This window comes from Microbulbifer bruguierae, assembly GCF_029869925.1.
GTDB lineage: Bacteria > Pseudomonadota > Gammaproteobacteria > Pseudomonadales > Cellvibrionaceae > Microbulbifer > Microbulbifer bruguierae.
On record NZ_CP118605.1, the window covers coordinates 607,119 to 623,312 of the forward strand.

The following is a 16,194-nucleotide window of genomic DNA, read 5'->3' on the forward strand; positions in this document are numbered from 1 at the left end:
ATACTCGCCGGCTTATTGCCCTTCATATACGAGGTATCTATGAAACTGCTCCGTTATGCCCTGCCCCTTCTCGCAACCGTTTTCAGTGCGCCGTCGCTCGCCTATAGCAATTCCGGTTTTGGCATCGGCGTTGCCTACGACCTGGGGGCTGGTGCGACCGCACAATTCCGCGGAACTTCGATCTTTGTGAACAGCGACGCGCTGGCGGTGGATATGCGGCTGCAGAACCTCAGCAATGACCTCGGCACCCTGCATGCGTACATCGACGTGGGCGGTTTTTATGAGGATGCTGGCCGCGACGATTACAATGACCGCGCTGGCATCCGCCTACCCGTAGGCCTGACTTTCCGAATTGCTCCGAGTGTCCAGGCCTATATTCAAGCAGTACCCAACTTTGCTTTCAGTGATAACGACCGCAAAGAAGGCTTTGAAGTGGATGGAGCTCTGGGCCTTCGCCTGCGCTTCTGAAGCTTTTGGGGGAGCAGGTGTCGCATTCGCGACCCGCTGCACGCCGCTCGTGTTTACATTCACAGAGAACGGCCAGAAGCCCAATAAAAAAGGGACTGAAATTTCAGTCCCTTTTTTATTGGGTGGAATATAACCTTCGCCAAAAATTACAGGTTAGCGATCTCGATCATCATCGCCGTATACATTTTCAGGTTCAGGCGCAGCTGATCCACGGTAATGAATTCGTGCTCTGAGTGACCGGTGTAGGCCTTGCCTGGCATCGACGGCCCGAAACTTACCGCATTTGGCAGCAACTTGGCGTTGGTAGAACCTCCGATAGCCACAGGACCCGCGTCCTCAATACCGGTGAAGTGGCGGAATACATTCAGCAGCGGCTGTACCTGGGGCGCATCGTCCGCGCGGTAAGGTTGCCCCAGATGCACGCCTACATCGGCCACCTGAATACCGGTCTTTTTCTGCCAGGTGTCGATAGCCCTGTGGATCTGTTTCTCCAGCAATTCTGCGGTCTTGCCGGTAGGGCGGCGCAAATTCAGGTGGCTGGTCAGCCCCTTGTCGCTCACCTTCACCATGGTCAGGGCACCGGTCATCGGCCCCATAAAATCGTCGCTGTAGGCGATATCGCCAAACTGTTCGGCCGTGATGCCGGTGCCGATCAAATCGTTGATGTAGCGCACCGTGGCGCCGGCAGCATTAGCCGGCCACTCGTAGGTGCCCAATGTGTCAGCCAGAAAGGCAATGGCATTGATGCCGTGCTCCGGCTCGGAACTATGGGTGGCCACGCCGCGGGCGGTGATTTCCAGCAAACTCTCTTTAACTGCGAACTCGAACTTCACTTGCGAATGCTGTGCGGCACGGGCACGGATCGCTTTCTCCAGCGCAGCAGTCGGGTTGGCAATACTGGCATGGGCCTCGTCCGGCACTTGGCTGCCGAAGTAGCCGCCATGGAAGTCGCTCAGGTAGGGTTTGCTTTTGTCCGCTACCACAGCCTCGGCGAAGGTGGCGCGGACTTCGCTCCATCCCTTCTCTGCGGTCACCACCGGGTAATTCGCATCGATGGTGATGTTGTAGGCAGGCATAGGGTAATCTTTCAGGAACGTCTGCAACGGAGCCCAATCGGATTCCTCACCCAGGTAAACAATCAGCTCCACGCGCCGCTTCATCGGCACGCCTTTGTCCTTGATGGCTTTCATGGAATAGAGGGCGGTAGCGATTGGACCCTTGTCGTCCTCGCTGCCGCGGGCAATCAGTTTGCCTGGCTCGCTGGTGCGATCCAGCTCGAACGGGCTCTTGTTCCACTTGGCCGGATTGGCCGGCTGTACATCACCGTGGGTGACAATACCGATCTTCTCTTCGCCCTGCCCCAGGGCAACGATCACCACATAGCCGTGGTCCTCGCACTCCAGATCCAGGGCCTCGGCCTTGCCGCACAGGGTTCGCTTGAAGCCGGAGAACTCCGGGTTCTTCTCCAGCGGCAGGTCTTCCCGCGCTACTGTCTTGAACTGCACCAGTTCAGCGAGGGTGTCCGTCATCGCCGCTTCGTATTTGTCCACCGCGTACTCCGCGGTCGTCTGCGCTACCGGCGAGACATCCGCCGCCGCGGCCAGCGGGCACAGCAACAGCGGAGCCGCAATCCGTACAATTTTGGAACGGAATTTCACAGTTCACTCCATGGGTCTGGGTAAAAAAGGTCAACAGATTGACGCATTGTACCCTCCCTGCGGAGCCAAATCCCGCCCGCCGCCGCGCAGTGGCGGACTGCTGCAGTGGTCGACCGAAGGCTAATCAAAAATGCACACTGCGCAAGGAATTACACCTCTTAGCACCCTGACCTGCGGCGTGTTCTCACCTCAGCTTTGTCTCAGCACGACAAATCCGGGGCCGCTACAGTTTGATCGAGATATCGGCAATAACCGCATTGGCGGTGTTCCGCGCGGATTCGATATCGTCGGCCCGCGCCAGGGCGACGCCCAGACGGCGCTTGCCGGCAAGTTCCGGCTTGCCGAACAGGCGCAGCTGGGTATCGGGGCGGGCCAAGGCCGCTCTCAGGTTGCCGAACTGCATCTGCGAGGAATTACCCTCAACCAAGAGTACGGACGAGGCAGAAGCGCGGTGCAGCTGGATATTGGGAATGGGCAACCCGAGAATGGCGCGAGCGTGCAGGGCAAACTCGGAGAGGTCCTGCGAGATGAGCGTCACCAGGCCGGTATCGTGCGGCCGTGGCGAAACTTCACTGAAGATTACGTCATCGCCTTTTACAAACAGCTCCACGCCAAAAAGGCCGCGGCCGCCGAGATCATCCGTAATCGCCTTGGCGATTTCCTGGGCGCGGGTCAGGGCCGCAGCCGACATCGCCTGGGGCTGCCACGACTCCTGATAATCGCCATCGGCCTGACGGTGACCAATGGGAGCACAGAAGCTGGTGAGGATATTGCCTTTGCCGTCGTCGTGACGAACTGTGAGCAGGGTGATTTCGTAATCAAAATCGACAAAACCCTCAACAATCACTTTGCCCTTGCCGGCACGGCCCCCCTCCTGAGCGTAGGCCCAGGCTTGTTCAACCTGCGCAACATCGCGCACCAGGCTCTGGCCCTTGCCCGAGGAACTCATAATCGGTTTGACCAGGCAGGGAATACCGATCTCTTCGATAGCCGCCTTGAATTCCGCTTCGTTCGCGGCAAAACGGTAGCTGGAAGTGGGCAGGCCCAGGGTTTCTGCTGCCAGGCGACGGATGCCTTCGCGGTTCATGGTCAGCTGGGTCGCCCTCGCGGTGGGAACGATATTGACCCCCTCCCCTTCCAACTGAGCCAGGGTGTCGGTGGCGATGGCTTCGATCTCCGGCACCACCAGATGGGGTTGCTCTTGCTCAATCACCGCGCGCAGGGCATCGCCATCGAGCATATTGATCACGTGACTACGGTCCGCCACTTGCATCCCGGGGGCATTAGCGTAGCGGTCTACTGCAACAACTTCACAGCCAAGACGCTGCAGCTCGATCACAACTTCCTTGCCCAACTCACCGGCGCCACAAAGCAGCACGCGGGTAGCGGTAGAAGAGAAAGGGGTCCCCAGGGTAGTCATAAGATTTTTGCCTCAATGAGAATTATGTCTGAAAGATAAGATTCGCGGAGCAATAGGTGACATGGTCGCAACCGGCAATCATCGGCGGCACATACGCGGAAGCAAAGGAGCCGATACCGACATCAGAAAATATAGAATATGCGCCTCATTTTTCTGGCGGAATCTCTTCTCGTATTGCGGGAATGATTATCCCCCCGGCCACAAACATCGTGGCAAATTTCGTCCACACAGAAAGTTGTCCGGCAATGCCATTCAAACCGGGCTTTTACAACTACCGGGGCCCAGCCTGATCGACCTGTAGCGATACCATTTTCTCGAAGGGCTGCAGTAACCGCTTGAAATCACCTTCGGGCTCAAGCGCCTGCATTGCCATCACGAGACTTTCCAGGGTAGACAGGCTGTTCTCTAGAGAGGAGTGGCGAATCTGATAATTGGATTCCAGCTCCCCCTCAAAACTTACCCGCGGTAACTGCTGCAAAACCGGATGCAAATGCAACATCTTTTTCGACTTCCGCCAGGTCGCATCAATCACTACCAGCTGCTCCAACACCTCGGCCTGTTTGGTACCGGCCTCCACCTGCGCTACTCGCGGCAACCAATTTAGCGAGGGATACAGTAGCGCCGACCTGGGCTCCAGCAGTTGCGCCAGCGCTTCGTCCGACAGGCTCTCAGCCACGATTAATTCACTGTTATCCAGGCACAGGTGCGCCATGCGTCCGGTGTTGAACGGATGCTTCTCCTCCAGCGGGTGCTGTATGATCAGCACCCCAATTCGATTGGGAATATGGACCAGCGCGCTGCAGTAGCAGACCTTGCGGGGGCGTTGGCAGGTTGGGCAGATTTCGCGTGGCATGAGGTGATATGGACCCGGATAACTCTACAGATTCGTTGACTGCCCAATGGCTCTCCGATGCGGAGATGCCGCTAGCCAACAAATTCTACCGCACCCACAAATTCCGCGGCAAAGCGCGGCGGCACGATCCCTGTATGGTGATCCGCGACACGCAGAACCAGATTATTGCCTGTGGCTCCCTGCGCAAACTGACAGACAGCCAGTTGTTGGCCGGGGTGGCGGTCTCAGACGGCTACCGCGGGCGGGGCGTGGCGCGGTTCCTACTTAAGGGTATGGCGGAGGCCTATGATGAAAGCACCTTCACCTTCCCCTACCGTCACCTGGTGCCGCTTTACCAGTCACTGGGCTATGTGGAAGTCGATGAAGCCGGATTGCCTTCGGCTATTATCGATCGATTCCATACTTACCAGAAACAAGGACGGGATATTGTGCTGATGCACTATCAGGGCCAGCCATAATCGATTGGCCTGGCCCCGATATTGAGTGCTCAGATGCCAGTCAGGTACTCAAGGAGCCGGAACAGCCCTGCAATCATCGTCCTCCCCTTTCCTCTCCCGCTTTGCATCCCCTTGTAGCGCCCCTTTGGATACATCCATACCGCACAACCAGCGCAAGACGCTTACCCGCCGAATGATTTCATAGCCGAGGAGACAACCGGCTATGGTCAATGCCAGCAATATGGGGGCTTCCAGGCCAACGGGCAGAATCAGCGGTTTGAGGCTCCATGCAAAAACAATGATCAGCGTCTGGTGCAGCATGTACCAGGTCAATATCGCCGTATTGGTATAACTGAGCAGCGCGCTCGGGCGGTACAGGTGGAATCCGGCGAAACCCACGACGGCAAATATCCATGCCCACAGATTCAGCGCCTGCACGGCACCTTCCAGCAGGTCCAGGACCGGGTGTGCCGCGAGAGCAGCGTCCAACTGGCCGAAAGCGCCATTGCGCTCAGCGACGATCAAGCCATAGCAAGTAATAGCAATGCAAAGGAATACCCGGCGCCGATCAATCACGAATTGCCACCAGCGTGGCTGCAGTGCAAACAGGTAACCGAACACGAAGACCAAAAGGTAACGCCCGTGGTTGTACCAGTCGTCCAGTAGTGCATTGGTTACCGGGAACTGATCATGCAGCGCCAGCCGCACCGCTGCCAGAATCCCGATGACTACAGTAATCGCGATGAGCGGCGGCACTCGTTGGAATACCGCACTATGCGCCAACAAATGCAGCGGCCCACGCAGTGCAATCAGCAGCAGGCTGTATATCCAGAGATACGGCAGGAACCAGAGATGATTCCAGGTAAGTAGCCCGATGGGTGTGTGGTGGTCAGTGAGAAGGTCCGTGCGAGGATTGATGTACTGAACCCAGAACCGTAAATAGCCAGGTCCGATCAGCTCCTGGCTGAGCGCTTCGAAATACACCTGTGGCACCACAATCACGAACATGCCAAACAACAATGGCACCATCAGTCGCCGTGTCCGTCGTCCCGCCTGTTGCAGCCCAGAGCGTAAAGTGGGCCGGTTCTGTGCCAGCGCCAGGGCCATCGCCGAAACAAAGAACAGCAGCGACATTCGCCAAGGGGCAGTGAGCATCATCAGGTTCTGTAGCCAGACCGAGGTTTGCTCGCTCTTGATATGCCATCCCCAGTCGGCCACATAGTACATGCCCAGGTGGTACAGAATCAGCACTGCGAACGCGAGGGTGCGCAGCCAGTCGATATCGTATCGACGCTCAGCTGTGGGTTGTGTCATGATTTTGCTCCGATAGCCCAATACGTTATCGCATTCTTGCAAAGTGACGGTAGCCCGCGCATCCGAAAATCTGGCAAGCAGGTGAATCTATCCCGCACATACCGAGACCCCTTCAAACAGGCTCTCGCCTGATCCAGGACAAGTGCAGATCGCCGAGCGCGTACAAAATACCGTCAGAGATAGCGGCGGGATCGGAACGAGACTACCCTGCCATCATTAATTCAGTCATTTACCTGGAGGCTCCATGGAAGCGTTTCCCCACAAATACGAAGTGGCCGCAAAGGCGGCGAGTGAAGGCAACGTCACACTCACTGCAGAAGGACTCACACCTATTCCTTCCGCGGGGCCAGCTCAGTTTGGCGGCCCCGGCGACCAATGGTCACCGGAAGAATTGCTGGTAGCGGCGGTCGCCGACTGCTTTATCCTGACATTCCGCGCCATCGCCAAATTCAATGGCCTCGAGTGGACGGCGCTGGATTGCAGTGCCACCGGCACCCTGGACAAGGACGGCCGTAAGACCTGCTTCACCGCGTTTGAAGTGAACGCGAAGTTGGAAGTGCCAGAAGGAACGGATATGGAGAAAGCTCACAAGCTGCTCGAGAAGTCCGAGCAAAGTTGCCTGGTGACCAATTCGCTGAATGCGGAGGTGACGCTCAACGTACAAGTGATAGCAAAGTAACATCATCCTATCTGAACGCACTTCAGAGTTTCATACTTGACTAAATTCACTGATTAGTCACATAAAATTTATGCCATCATGGCCTTGTGTAATTCTTAGAACTTAATCGTCATTTGAGCTGACCGTATTGTTAGCTCATTTGAGAGTCGCTTATACAGGCCAACCCCAATATATGACTTACCCCAAAATTTATTATCTTCTAGCTTATTTCAGGTAATAAAATATATATCAACCAAATAATCGTTGTTGAAACAGGTAAATTTATTGTAGTTTTATCGCGCACCTACAAATAAACGGCATTCCACATATGCCAATATTAGTTTAATAAAGCCATTCCAGATCCCGATATTTACGCCACAGCCAGGCACGCCATTTATCGCCAGACACCACCCAAAGCAACAGGCAACAGGCAACAGGCAACAGGCAACAGGCAACACAGATTTACTTTCATAAATAGCCAAAAACCAAAGTAACAATAAAGGAAAATGCCAATGGACTGGATTACAAAAATTGACTGGGCAGAAGTAATCACAGTTTCAGCCGAATCGCCACTAGGAATTGTTGCTCTTGCGACAATTCTAGCAGCGGCCATCGTATTAACCCTTTTCAAAAATGCGGTACCTCGCTACCGACTGATTGCGCTTGGAATGTTCTTCATAGGCTTAATTGCCATGGGAAAAACCTTCACAGGGAACGTTAAAAATGAAATGGACACGATAAAAAGAAAGGATCTGGTCCTGGACTGCATCGATAAAAAGACACAAGAACTGGAGGAATTCGTCCGCGAAGAAGTAATTCAATTTGGGGTCGCGGCAGGTTTGGGAAGTCCACTCGCCTGTAAAACCGTTACTGTTTCAGACGAAAAAATCGGAGATGGACCGCGCGCTGGCGAACTAATGGTTTCGCAGCCAAAGTGTAAACTGGTATCAGCTCTAGTGCAGGATCGAGCTCAAATAACAGAGTGCCAAGTCCGCGATGGCAAACCTGTAATTTCTGTAAAAGTTCGCGGGCGAGGTTGTGAATATGCTAACCAAGCATCTTTTTTGTTGACAGCCGAATATAAGCGCGAATCTATACCCCAAAATGAAATTGATGACGCGAAAGAGCAGTGTGCTCTGCTTTACGCAGTAGACTTGGCGTCGATCAACGGCTAAAAGAGATGCCACGGTAGCCTACTACTTTAAGAATTTTTACAGCGTAACCTTGCCCCAGCCGTTTCCGACTAAACCGAGAAATTGGCTGGGATTCACGATACTTTTCAACCTCAGTGAACCGGCAAACATACCTACCGGTGCGCCAGCACGCAATCGATGGCCGCATACCCTGCGACGACCACCGCGGTATCGCACTACTCTGACCTGACGCGGGGCCGTCGGGGTAGAATTCGCCGGCAGTCTGCGGGGACATTGGTGTTACTCGCACACAGACCCAGCTGCTTGAAATTGAGGTAACAACACCCATCACTGTTGCACCGAACAAATCGATTCCTTTCGGCGCTACCGCGGCCACGGCTGTCGCTGCGAAAGCCACCGTGCCCGCCATTCCCAACATGTATTGAAGGTCATCTATTTGCATGGGGGTCCGCGCAGCCTGATCAATTTGGCGTTGTCGTAGGTAGCAACCCAGACCGAACAACGCCGGTTACTGCTTACATGCAGTCTCTCCCGCTACTTCATGATAGCGTTGCGGATCGGTTTTCCCGGGAAGACCTTCTGCACCTTGGAATCGTTTACCACTACGGTGCCATTGACGATCACATAGGGAATGCCCGTGGACGGAAGAGAGTTCTTACCCGGCGCCCAGTCCGCGTTGTCCGTGACCTTCTCCGGGTCAAAGATCGTGATATCGGCAACGGCACCTTCCTGGATCCGTCCCCGCTTGCGCATATCGGGCACCATGGGTTCTAACCACTTGGCCTGGTGATAGGAGAGTTTGGCTATCGCCTCCATCATCGGCACAATATTTTTCTCCCGGTTGAGGCGCAACACACGCGCATGCGTACCTGCGGCGCGAGGGTGTGCACTGCCCTGCCCGTAGGGCGTGTCCCAGGAGATTGGCTCGCTGCCTGTCGCCACAAAAGGCATGTTGTCACTGCCCACCCAAAAGCCAGGTTCCCGGAATGAAGACATCATCTGCTCATCCGTCATGCTGTAGAAAATGACCTGAGTGTCCGGGGCTTCCTTGCGCAACTTCGCCATTTCTTCCGAGGTCAGTGGCTTTTGCGTGGCGATATTGATGATCTTGCTGACATCCATTCCTATACGACCCTCGAAACCCTCGGCAAGGTAGTCTGCTCCGACGATCGATGACGCAAAAGTATATGGGTAAAATTCCCCGGCAACATTCAGTCCATTTTCTTTCGCTGCCCGCAGCAGTTCGATACATGGCTTTGTTTTGCCGAGGCAGTTACTCGGAAGGTGGTGCATCAGGAAGGGCACCTTGTTGATCGAGGCAACCGTGAGCATTTCCTCCAGACCGATGTAGCCGCTCGGCGGCACCTGCGACAGATAGCGAACGTGGGAGGTAATAAACTGGTTGTACTTGCGGGCGAGCGCCGCCGCTTGCATCACGTCGTCGGCTCCGACCACAGTGTAGTAGCCGATGGGGAAACCGATGCCGAGGCCACCTTGTTTGAGCCCGTCCTCGATCTTGTCGAGGATTTCCTTTTTTTGCGCGGCGTTGACCGGTTTTGTATTCCATTCGCTGCCTCCATCATGGATAGCCTCTTTCAGGAAACCGGAATACAGGATGTCACCCTTGGGATCGAGCTTTAGCGGCACGCCGAGCCTGATCGCGGCATGACCGACCGACGCGCCATAATTCAGCTGTGATTTTCCCGCCTTCCAGTTGTAGAAATCCTCGACCGGATATGCACCGATTTCGAGTTCCAGGGCCGTCGTCACTCCGTCGCGGGCCATCAGCTTCATTCCGAACGCATCCATACCGTGGAAGTGTGTATCAATAAAACCCGGCGCAACGACATGATTCTCGGCGTCAATGACTTCCTTGCCGCTGAGTTGTTCTTGCGAAATCTTGGTGATAATGCCGTTCTTGATACCCACGTTTCGGACGGCATCGAGCTTGGTCTCCGGGTCCATCACCCGGCCGTTGTTGATGACAAGGTCGTAGTCAGCGGCCATCAATGGCGATGCCAGCGTCTGTAACAGGAAGGCTAAAACCAAATGTCTATAGAAGCGATTCATCGTCGAATCTCCAGTTTGTTGACTGTCATCGAACTTCCGTCAGACGCCAGCTCTACCATTTCATCCGTGAACTTCAGGCGCCCCAGCAACTAATTAACGGTGTTCTTGTAGATCACACCGTCCTTCATGATCATCACAAAGTTTTTTTCCGGGTCTGCAACGAGGTCGAGATTCTCCAGCGGATTGCCATCGACAAGCAGCAGGTCCGCGAGGGCCCCCTCCTTCACCACGCCGATCTCGCCGGGATATTGGTCGCGCGGCCCGCACAGTTTGACCAGTTGCGCATTGTCGTACGTGGCCATCTTGAGGGCCTCGTAGGGTGTGTACCAGCGTTTGAGCTTGGCCAGCAGCTTGCCGTGCTTTTTGCCAAGAGCGGGGTCAAACAACACGTCGGTGCCGAAGGCCGTCTTGACCCCGTATTTCTTCGCCAGCTTGATCACCTTATCGGTGCCGTCGGTCACCTCAATCCACTTGGTCTCATTGGCGGAACCGGGGGGAAAATAGATGGCATCTTCGTCGTTCAACAGCGGCTGCATGCTGAACCACACGCCCTTATCCGCCATCAACTTCAGCGTCCCCTCTTCCATCAGGAAACCGTGCTCGATCGATATCACGCCCGCCGCAATCGCCTGGCGCACGGCAACGTCCGTATTCACGTGGACCGCCACATAGGTGTTCCAGGTCTTGGCCACATCCACTGCGGCTTTAAGCTCTTCGAAGGTGTATTCCGTTACGTCGAGGGGATCGTAGTCGGATGAGACGCCGCCGCCGGCAGCGAGCTTGATCTGGGTCGCACCCATGCGCAGGTTGCGGCGAACGGCAGTCATCACCTCGGGCACCCCGTCGGCGACCGCCAGCATGTGGTTATTCTCGAGGTAGGTCTCATGCCCGGGTTCGTTGCGCGGGCGATTGTCCGAATGGCCGGAACTCTGGCTGATCATGGGACCGGATGGATAGATCCGCGGCCCAGGTATCAGCCCCCCGTCGATCGCGCGTTTCACGGCGAAGGAATTACCTCCCACATCACGCACCGTGGTGAACCCGCGCATCAGGTCGTCATGTGCTGATTGGCCAGCGAGCAGCGTCAGGTAACCGATGTCGGCGGTCAGCAGTACGGGCATAGCCGGCGCGTTGAACATCACATGCCAGTGCATGTCCGATAGCCCCGGCATCAGTACCTTGCCGTTGGCGTCGATCACCGTCGCCCCCGCCGGCGCGGGGATGGATTTGGCGATCTGGCTGATCTTGTTGCCCTCGACCAGCACACTCATGCCGTCGGCGAGCTTCTCGTTCTGGCCGTCAAAGATGCGCGCGTTGGTAATGAGGACGGCGTGCTTCGACTGCGCGTCCTGAGCCATGGTCACAATGCAGAATGTCAGGCTTAAAATCAGGGACGCCGTAAATGATTGCAACAGCCTCATGACAGGTCACACTCCTTGTAGCGGCGGTGCATGGAATACGGAGAGGTGGGCACAACCGCAGCGGATACATCCATTCGCCCCAGTGATGCACCCATTACGTTCATCGCCAAGCGACAAGGCTAGTGCATATTTGTGCTAAGCGGCCTCTCCACATGCCATCGCACCCAAAAAAGGTTGCTACCAACTCTTGAATGAGTCATCTGGTGATTCTGTGGTTGAAGTTGGCGCAACTCCACATCCGTCGATATTGGTGATCACCGCCCTAAATTCTTTACTGCGATGCATCCGAGAAAGGATACGCACGGTTAACCGTGCCAGAATCAAACTTGCGGCAGCCACATGCCCAAGGTCGCAGCAAAGATGCCTATCGCCATAAAGATCGTTAGCGGGACCAGGGTGCTTACGAAGGCAAGCTGCGTGCCCTGCCCAGCTTCTCGCTGCTGGCAATGGAAATACCATTGCAGCATGGCCAGAGGGAGCAGGTACTGCCCAACGCCCAGGGCGTACACAAACGGTCCCGTGAAGGACTCCCAGTCGATGCCCCAGCCCCCGGTCAGCGTCGCCCAGCCCATCAAAGCCACACGAAAAAACCACACCGCACTCGCAGCCATAAACAAGCGCAGCGCCCAACGGCGGTGTTCTGCAAAGCGCCCGGCCATGGCAGTGCGCAGCGCCATGGAGGCAAATAGCAGAATCAATATGCCGTCAATAGAGATGGTAACTTGGGACACTAGGTTCCCGAGGGAATGCCGGGTCCAGATCATGTACAGCCCGCCTACGCTGCTTAGCACGGCAGCCAGCAAGTAGCTGCGACCCAATCACCGGTGGAAAGTCGGCGCATGGCGGCGCACCGCAGGAATCAGCTGCAATGGACCACCACCGATCACAATCGCCGCCAGCAGCACGTGCGCCACCGCTGCCAGGTTGCCCAGCGTATCGCCCTCACGAAAACCCGCCGGAAGGTGCTCGAGGCCCTGCAGGCCAGCCAGCCCAGACTGGGCAATCGGGGGGTAGAACACAGCCAGAATGTAGGCGAGGAATATGCCGTGGCCCACCGCCGCAATAACAAACCAGATTGTCGCCGCCAGCGGGACGGCCCTTCGTGTATCGAATGGACGGAGCATTGTTGTGCTGAGTACAGCGTCATTCATCGTTAGTCTCCCTGCATTAATGGAACGGGACCTGCGCCACACTGGCTCACATTGCTCAGCGCGCGGCCCTCACGAACTTTGGCTGAAGATGCCTGCGGGTATGCTCCGCCTTTTTCCATACCTGCACATCGGCCACAGGCACTAATCTGGCCTCCCCCAAGAGGGGGAGATGTTCGTGTTGTGTCCTCCACCGCAAGACTCATGACAGTCGATGGGGCCTGGTTTAGCATTCGGGAATGAAATCGCCGTCCCCAACCCAGCGGGCATCCAACGCACCCGATACCAGCCCCGAGTTACCCAAGCTTCCGGTCTGGCAGCCATTGCGCGGGCCTTTCGCGCGCTGGCCACAGCTGACCGACTTAATCATCGCCCTGTGCGCTTTTTTCCTAACGCTGCTGATGTGGTCGCACGAAAGCGCAAACGAGGTGCTAGCCCTGCAAAGCCTATGGGATGTGGCCGCCGTTCAATGCGCATTCATCGGCTGTTTCGCCTTGCTGTGGCGCCGCACCCACCCATGGCAGACACACGCCGCGGTACTCGGGGCCACGCTGGTGCTAGAACTGGGCTTGCCCGCCGAGGGTATCGTGGCCCTGGCCTTTTCGCTCTATAGCCTTGGCCGCTACGAAGCCAATGCCCGGGTCAGTGTGATCGGCGTTCTGGCCGCGCTCGCTTACGTAGTGCTCGACGAGCGGCTACTGGTTGAACTGACGGCCGGAGGCACCGTCACAGTGGTGCTGGTATGGGCGCTGTGGCACATTGGTCGGCGGCTGCGCTTTCGCGGTGAATACCTGCGCTTGCTGGAAGAGCGCGCCGAATATTTGGAGCGGGAGCGCAATGCCGAGTCCGAGCGGGCGGTAGCGGCCGAACGCACCCGCATCTCGCGCGAGATGCACGACGTGGTGGCGCACCAGGTCAGCCTGATGACAGTTCAGGCCGGCGCCGCCAGAACCATCTGCCGCAACAATCCCGAAGCGGCCAGTGAAGCCATGGCTGCCGTGGAGGCCGCCGGCCGCCACGCCCTGGCGGAAATGCGGCATTTGCTGGGCGTGCTGCGCCCGACCAGTGACGAAGCGCAACTCGCACCGCAGCCAGATCTGAATGACCTCCCTGCCCTGATCGAAAAGGTGCGGCACGTCGTAGCCCGGGTCGACTACGCAACCCACGGCAAGTCTGACGGCGTACCAGCGCGCGTCGCCCTCGCCGCCTACCGCATCATTCAGGAATCATTGACCAATGTCATCAAACACGTCGGCGCCGAAGCCAGCGTGCGCGTGAAGGTAAGCGTTGCGCCGGATCATATTGCTCTCTCGGTGAAAGATGATGGACGCGGTGCCGCTGAGCAGCCTGCTGGTGAACAGCGAAGCGATAAACAACCCAGTGGCGGGCACGGCATTGCGGGCATGCGCGAGCGGGCGGAACTGCTCGGCGGCCACCTGCGCGCCGGTGTGACCGAAGACGGTGGCTTTGAGGTGATAGCACAGCTGCCGACGAGCAAAGAGGGAACCAGATGATTACAGTCATGGTGGTGGATGATCAGGCACTGGTGCGACGCGGTTTTGCCCTGATGCTGGATAATGAGCCCGATATTGAAGTGGTGGCCGAAGCCGGCACCGGCGTTGCGGCCATAGAAGCCGCACGCGAGCACCAGCCAGACATCATCCTGATGGATATCCGCATGCCGGAAATGGATGGACTGGAAGCCACCGCACATATACTCCAGACAGAGGAAAAAACGGAAGGCGGCAACGTAGCCAGCCGGGTCATCATCCTCACCACTTTTGATCCCGACGAATACGTATTCCGCGCCCTGCAGGCCGGTGCCAGTGGCTTTGTACTCAAGGATATTCCGCCCGAAGCGCTGGTGGAGGCAGTGCGCACCGTTGCCGATGGTGGCGCCATGCTCTCACCCGGCATCACCCAACGCCTGATCAGCCAGTTCGCGCAAAAGCTGGGAACCGGCCGTAACCTAGCCGAGCGTCTGGAGCGCCTGACCACGCGGGAGCGCGAAGTGCTGGAAGCGATTGCCGCAGGCAAAAGCAACGCGGAAATCGCCGACGCCCTGTTTATTGGCCCGGCCACCGTAAAAACCCACGTTTCCAGTGTGCTGTCCAAGCTCGGGTTGCGCGATCGCGCCCAGGCCGTCGTGTTCGCCTACGAATGCGGACTAGCTACCGCCGGGGGGCGCGATGTCGGTTTCTAATTCATCCGCGGCTTTACCGCACAATGCCCTGTATAAACTTGCCGCCGCTGGCGCCCTACTCTTGGGTGTCCTGCTCATCCTTGGCGCCTACGGCCATTTTGTCGCCGTCTGGTCGGCGATAACTGGCGAAGAAACCGGGTTTCTGCGGCGCGTGCTGCTGATGCTGCCGGGGGCAATGCTCGCCAGCACCGCCGCGTTGAATATCCTTTTCACCAAGCCGCTCTGGCAAGCGCGTGGCTACGCGCTCACCATCACCCTGGCAGGCAACCTGCTGACTATGCTCTATTTAATTTACCTGATGATACAAGGCGTGCCCGACCACCCCATTGGTGTTTTCCTTGCACTGGAAATGTCACAGGTCATTTTGCTGGTAGCGATACGCGCGGGTCTGGTGTGGCCCGCCGCTGCTGATATGCCTGCTGCTACAAATACGAAGTAGTGCCGAGAAAATAATTCAGCGCTTATCGCTTCTAATCTCCCGTCTTAACGATGCGCCAGCACCTGTTCCTACTCTTCCCAGACCGGCGCCAGCCGCTCGGCCTCTTCTGCGCGCACGTCATCGATAACTTCCATCAGGTCCGTAACGTCGACGCTGGTGGTGTCATGTTCGAAAACCCCTGTCAGGGTACTTTCCGGGTGCAGCTCACCGGCCTCATACAGCGCCCAGATTTCCCTGCCGTAATCGGTCGCCAGTAGTTCCGGGGCGAAGCGGCCGAAATAGTTGCGCATGTTGTCGACATCGCGCTGTAGCATCATGGCGGCGTTGTTGTTGCCGGCCGCATCCACTGCCTGGGGCAAATCGATGATCACCGGGCCGTCGCGGTCCAGCAGCACGTTGAACTCGGACAGGTCGCCGTGTACCAGGCCCGCACACAACATGCGCACCACGTCGGCCATTACCTGGGCGTGATAATCGCGGGCCTGCTCTGCACTCAGCGTGACGTCATCCAGCCGCGGGGCCGCGTAGCCCTCCTCATCGGCCACCAGTTCCATCAGCAAGACACCGTCGACGAAGCCGTATGGCTCGGGGACGCGCACGCCGGCCGACGCCAGTCGATACAGCGCATCGACCTCGGCGCTCACCCACGCCTGTTCCTGCTCTTTCTGGCCGTAGCGCGTCTTCTTCGACATCGCCCGCGCGCGGCGGCTGTTGCGCATATTGCGGCCTTCCTGGTACTGCACCGCCTGTTTGAAGCTGCGCTGCCGGGCCTCCTTGAAGACCTTGGCGCAACGCAGGTCGTCGCCGCAGCGCACCACATACACCTGCGCTTCCTTACCGCTCATCAACTGCGCCATGACCTCGTCGATCATGCCGTCATCGACCAGCGGTTGTAATCTCTTGGGTACTTTCATAGATCTTCTTTTGATCGTCGGCGGAGGCGACCTTGCT

The 16,194-nt window shown here is 57.1% G+C and carries 16 protein-coding genes; 7 read left to right on the plus strand and 9 right to left on the minus strand.

The genetic code is table 11. The annotated features are described in order from the left end of the window. Window positions 1-39: 39 nt before the first annotated feature. Window positions 40-468, plus strand: a complete 429-nt coding sequence (locus tag PVT68_RS02620; protein ID WP_280321040.1) for a hypothetical protein — start codon at window positions 40-42, stop codon at window positions 466-468. A gap of 146 nt (window positions 469-614) precedes the next feature. Here the strand turns inward: PVT68_RS02620 and PVT68_RS02625 are convergent, their stop codons facing one another. The 3 genes from PVT68_RS02625 to PVT68_RS02635 form a co-directional block, all read right to left on the minus strand. Then, window positions 615-2,126: a dipeptidase gene (locus PVT68_RS02625; RefSeq protein ID WP_280321041.1), complete on the minus strand. Its 1,512-nt coding sequence runs from the start codon at window positions 2,124-2,126 to the stop codon at window positions 615-617. Window positions 2,127-2,349: 223 nt separating this feature from the next. Further along, complete coding sequence (gene purT / locus PVT68_RS02630) at window positions 2,350-3,546, minus strand: formate-dependent phosphoribosylglycinamide formyltransferase (protein WP_280321042.1); 1,197 nt, start codon at window positions 3,544-3,546, stop codon at window positions 2,350-2,352. Between the two features lie 271 nt (window positions 3,547-3,817). Further along, window positions 3,818-4,399 carry a tRNA-uridine aminocarboxypropyltransferase gene (locus tag PVT68_RS02635; RefSeq protein WP_280321043.1) on the minus strand — a complete coding sequence of 194 codons (582 nt, stop codon included), beginning with the start codon at window positions 4,397-4,399 and terminating at the stop codon, window positions 3,818-3,820. Between the two features lie 8 nt (window positions 4,400-4,407). Between PVT68_RS02635 and PVT68_RS02640 the strand changes: the two genes are divergently transcribed. Further along, window positions 4,408-4,857 (plus strand): GNAT family N-acetyltransferase, encoded by a 450-nt coding sequence (locus tag PVT68_RS02640; RefSeq protein WP_280321044.1) that lies wholly within the window; start codon window positions 4,408-4,410, stop codon window positions 4,855-4,857. A 48-nt stretch (window positions 4,858-4,905) separates the two neighbouring features. Here the strand turns inward: PVT68_RS02640 and PVT68_RS02645 are convergent, their stop codons facing one another. Further along, entirely contained in the window at window positions 4,906-6,150 is a 1,245-nt protein-coding gene (locus tag PVT68_RS02645; protein ID WP_280321045.1) for an acyltransferase family protein, read from the minus strand. Window positions 6,151-6,394: 244 nt separating this feature from the next. Here PVT68_RS02645 and PVT68_RS02650 point away from each other — a divergent pair, with 244 nt between their 5' ends. Beyond that, window positions 6,395-6,829 carry an OsmC family protein gene (locus PVT68_RS02650; protein ID WP_280321046.1) on the plus strand — a complete coding sequence of 145 codons (435 nt, stop codon included), beginning with the start codon at window positions 6,395-6,397 and terminating at the stop codon, window positions 6,827-6,829. Between the two features lie 491 nt (window positions 6,830-7,320). Next, window positions 7,321-7,983 (plus strand): hypothetical protein, encoded by a 663-nt coding sequence (locus tag PVT68_RS02655; RefSeq protein WP_280321047.1) that lies wholly within the window; start codon window positions 7,321-7,323, stop codon window positions 7,981-7,983. 513 nt (window positions 7,984-8,496) lie between these two features. On the opposite strand, the gene PVT68_RS02660 is transcribed toward PVT68_RS02655, so the two are convergent. From PVT68_RS02660 to PVT68_RS02675, 4 genes are all read right to left on the minus strand, one after another. Then, the gene (locus PVT68_RS02660; RefSeq protein ID WP_280321048.1) at window positions 8,497-10,032 is read right to left on the minus strand and encodes an amidohydrolase family protein; all 1,536 of its coding nucleotides are present in this window, start codon (window positions 10,030-10,032) and stop codon (window positions 8,497-8,499) included. Window positions 10,033-10,121: 89 nt separating this feature from the next. After that, window positions 10,122-11,453, minus strand: coding sequence for a metal-dependent hydrolase family protein (locus PVT68_RS02665; RefSeq protein ID WP_280321049.1), 1,332 nt, complete (start codon window positions 11,451-11,453; stop codon window positions 10,122-10,124). 320 nt (window positions 11,454-11,773) lie between these two features. Then, complete coding sequence (locus PVT68_RS02670) at window positions 11,774-12,184, minus strand: hypothetical protein (protein WP_328517461.1); 411 nt, start codon at window positions 12,182-12,184, stop codon at window positions 11,774-11,776. Window positions 12,185-12,271: 87 nt separating this feature from the next. Next, on the minus strand, window positions 12,272-12,604 hold the full coding sequence (locus PVT68_RS02675) for a hypothetical protein (RefSeq protein WP_280321051.1): 333 nt from the start codon (window positions 12,602-12,604) through the stop codon (window positions 12,272-12,274). A 551-nt stretch (window positions 12,605-13,155) separates the two neighbouring features. Here PVT68_RS02675 and PVT68_RS02680 point away from each other — a divergent pair. From PVT68_RS02680 to PVT68_RS02690, 3 genes are read left to right on the plus strand one after another with little or no spacing between them, the layout of a single operon-like run. Next, window positions 13,156-14,115: a sensor histidine kinase gene (locus PVT68_RS02680; protein WP_280321052.1), complete on the plus strand. Its 960-nt coding sequence runs from the start codon at window positions 13,156-13,158 to the stop codon at window positions 14,113-14,115. After that, window positions 14,112-14,804: a response regulator transcription factor gene (locus PVT68_RS02685; RefSeq protein WP_280321053.1), complete on the plus strand. Its 693-nt coding sequence runs from the start codon at window positions 14,112-14,114 to the stop codon at window positions 14,802-14,804. Before PVT68_RS02680 ends, PVT68_RS02685 begins: the two co-directional genes overlap by 4 nt. Beyond that, window positions 14,791-15,243: a hypothetical protein gene (locus PVT68_RS02690; RefSeq protein WP_280321054.1), complete on the plus strand. Its 453-nt coding sequence runs from the start codon at window positions 14,791-14,793 to the stop codon at window positions 15,241-15,243. The genes PVT68_RS02685 and PVT68_RS02690 overlap by 14 nt, the downstream gene beginning before the upstream one ends. 68 nt (window positions 15,244-15,311) lie before the next feature. On the opposite strand, the gene PVT68_RS02695 is transcribed toward PVT68_RS02690, so the two are convergent. Continuing rightward, a complete protein-coding gene (locus PVT68_RS02695; RefSeq protein ID WP_280321055.1) occupies window positions 15,312-16,157 on the minus strand; it encodes a PA4780 family RIO1-like protein kinase in 846 nt (281 codons plus the stop codon). Window positions 16,158-16,194: the final 37 nt, after the last annotated feature.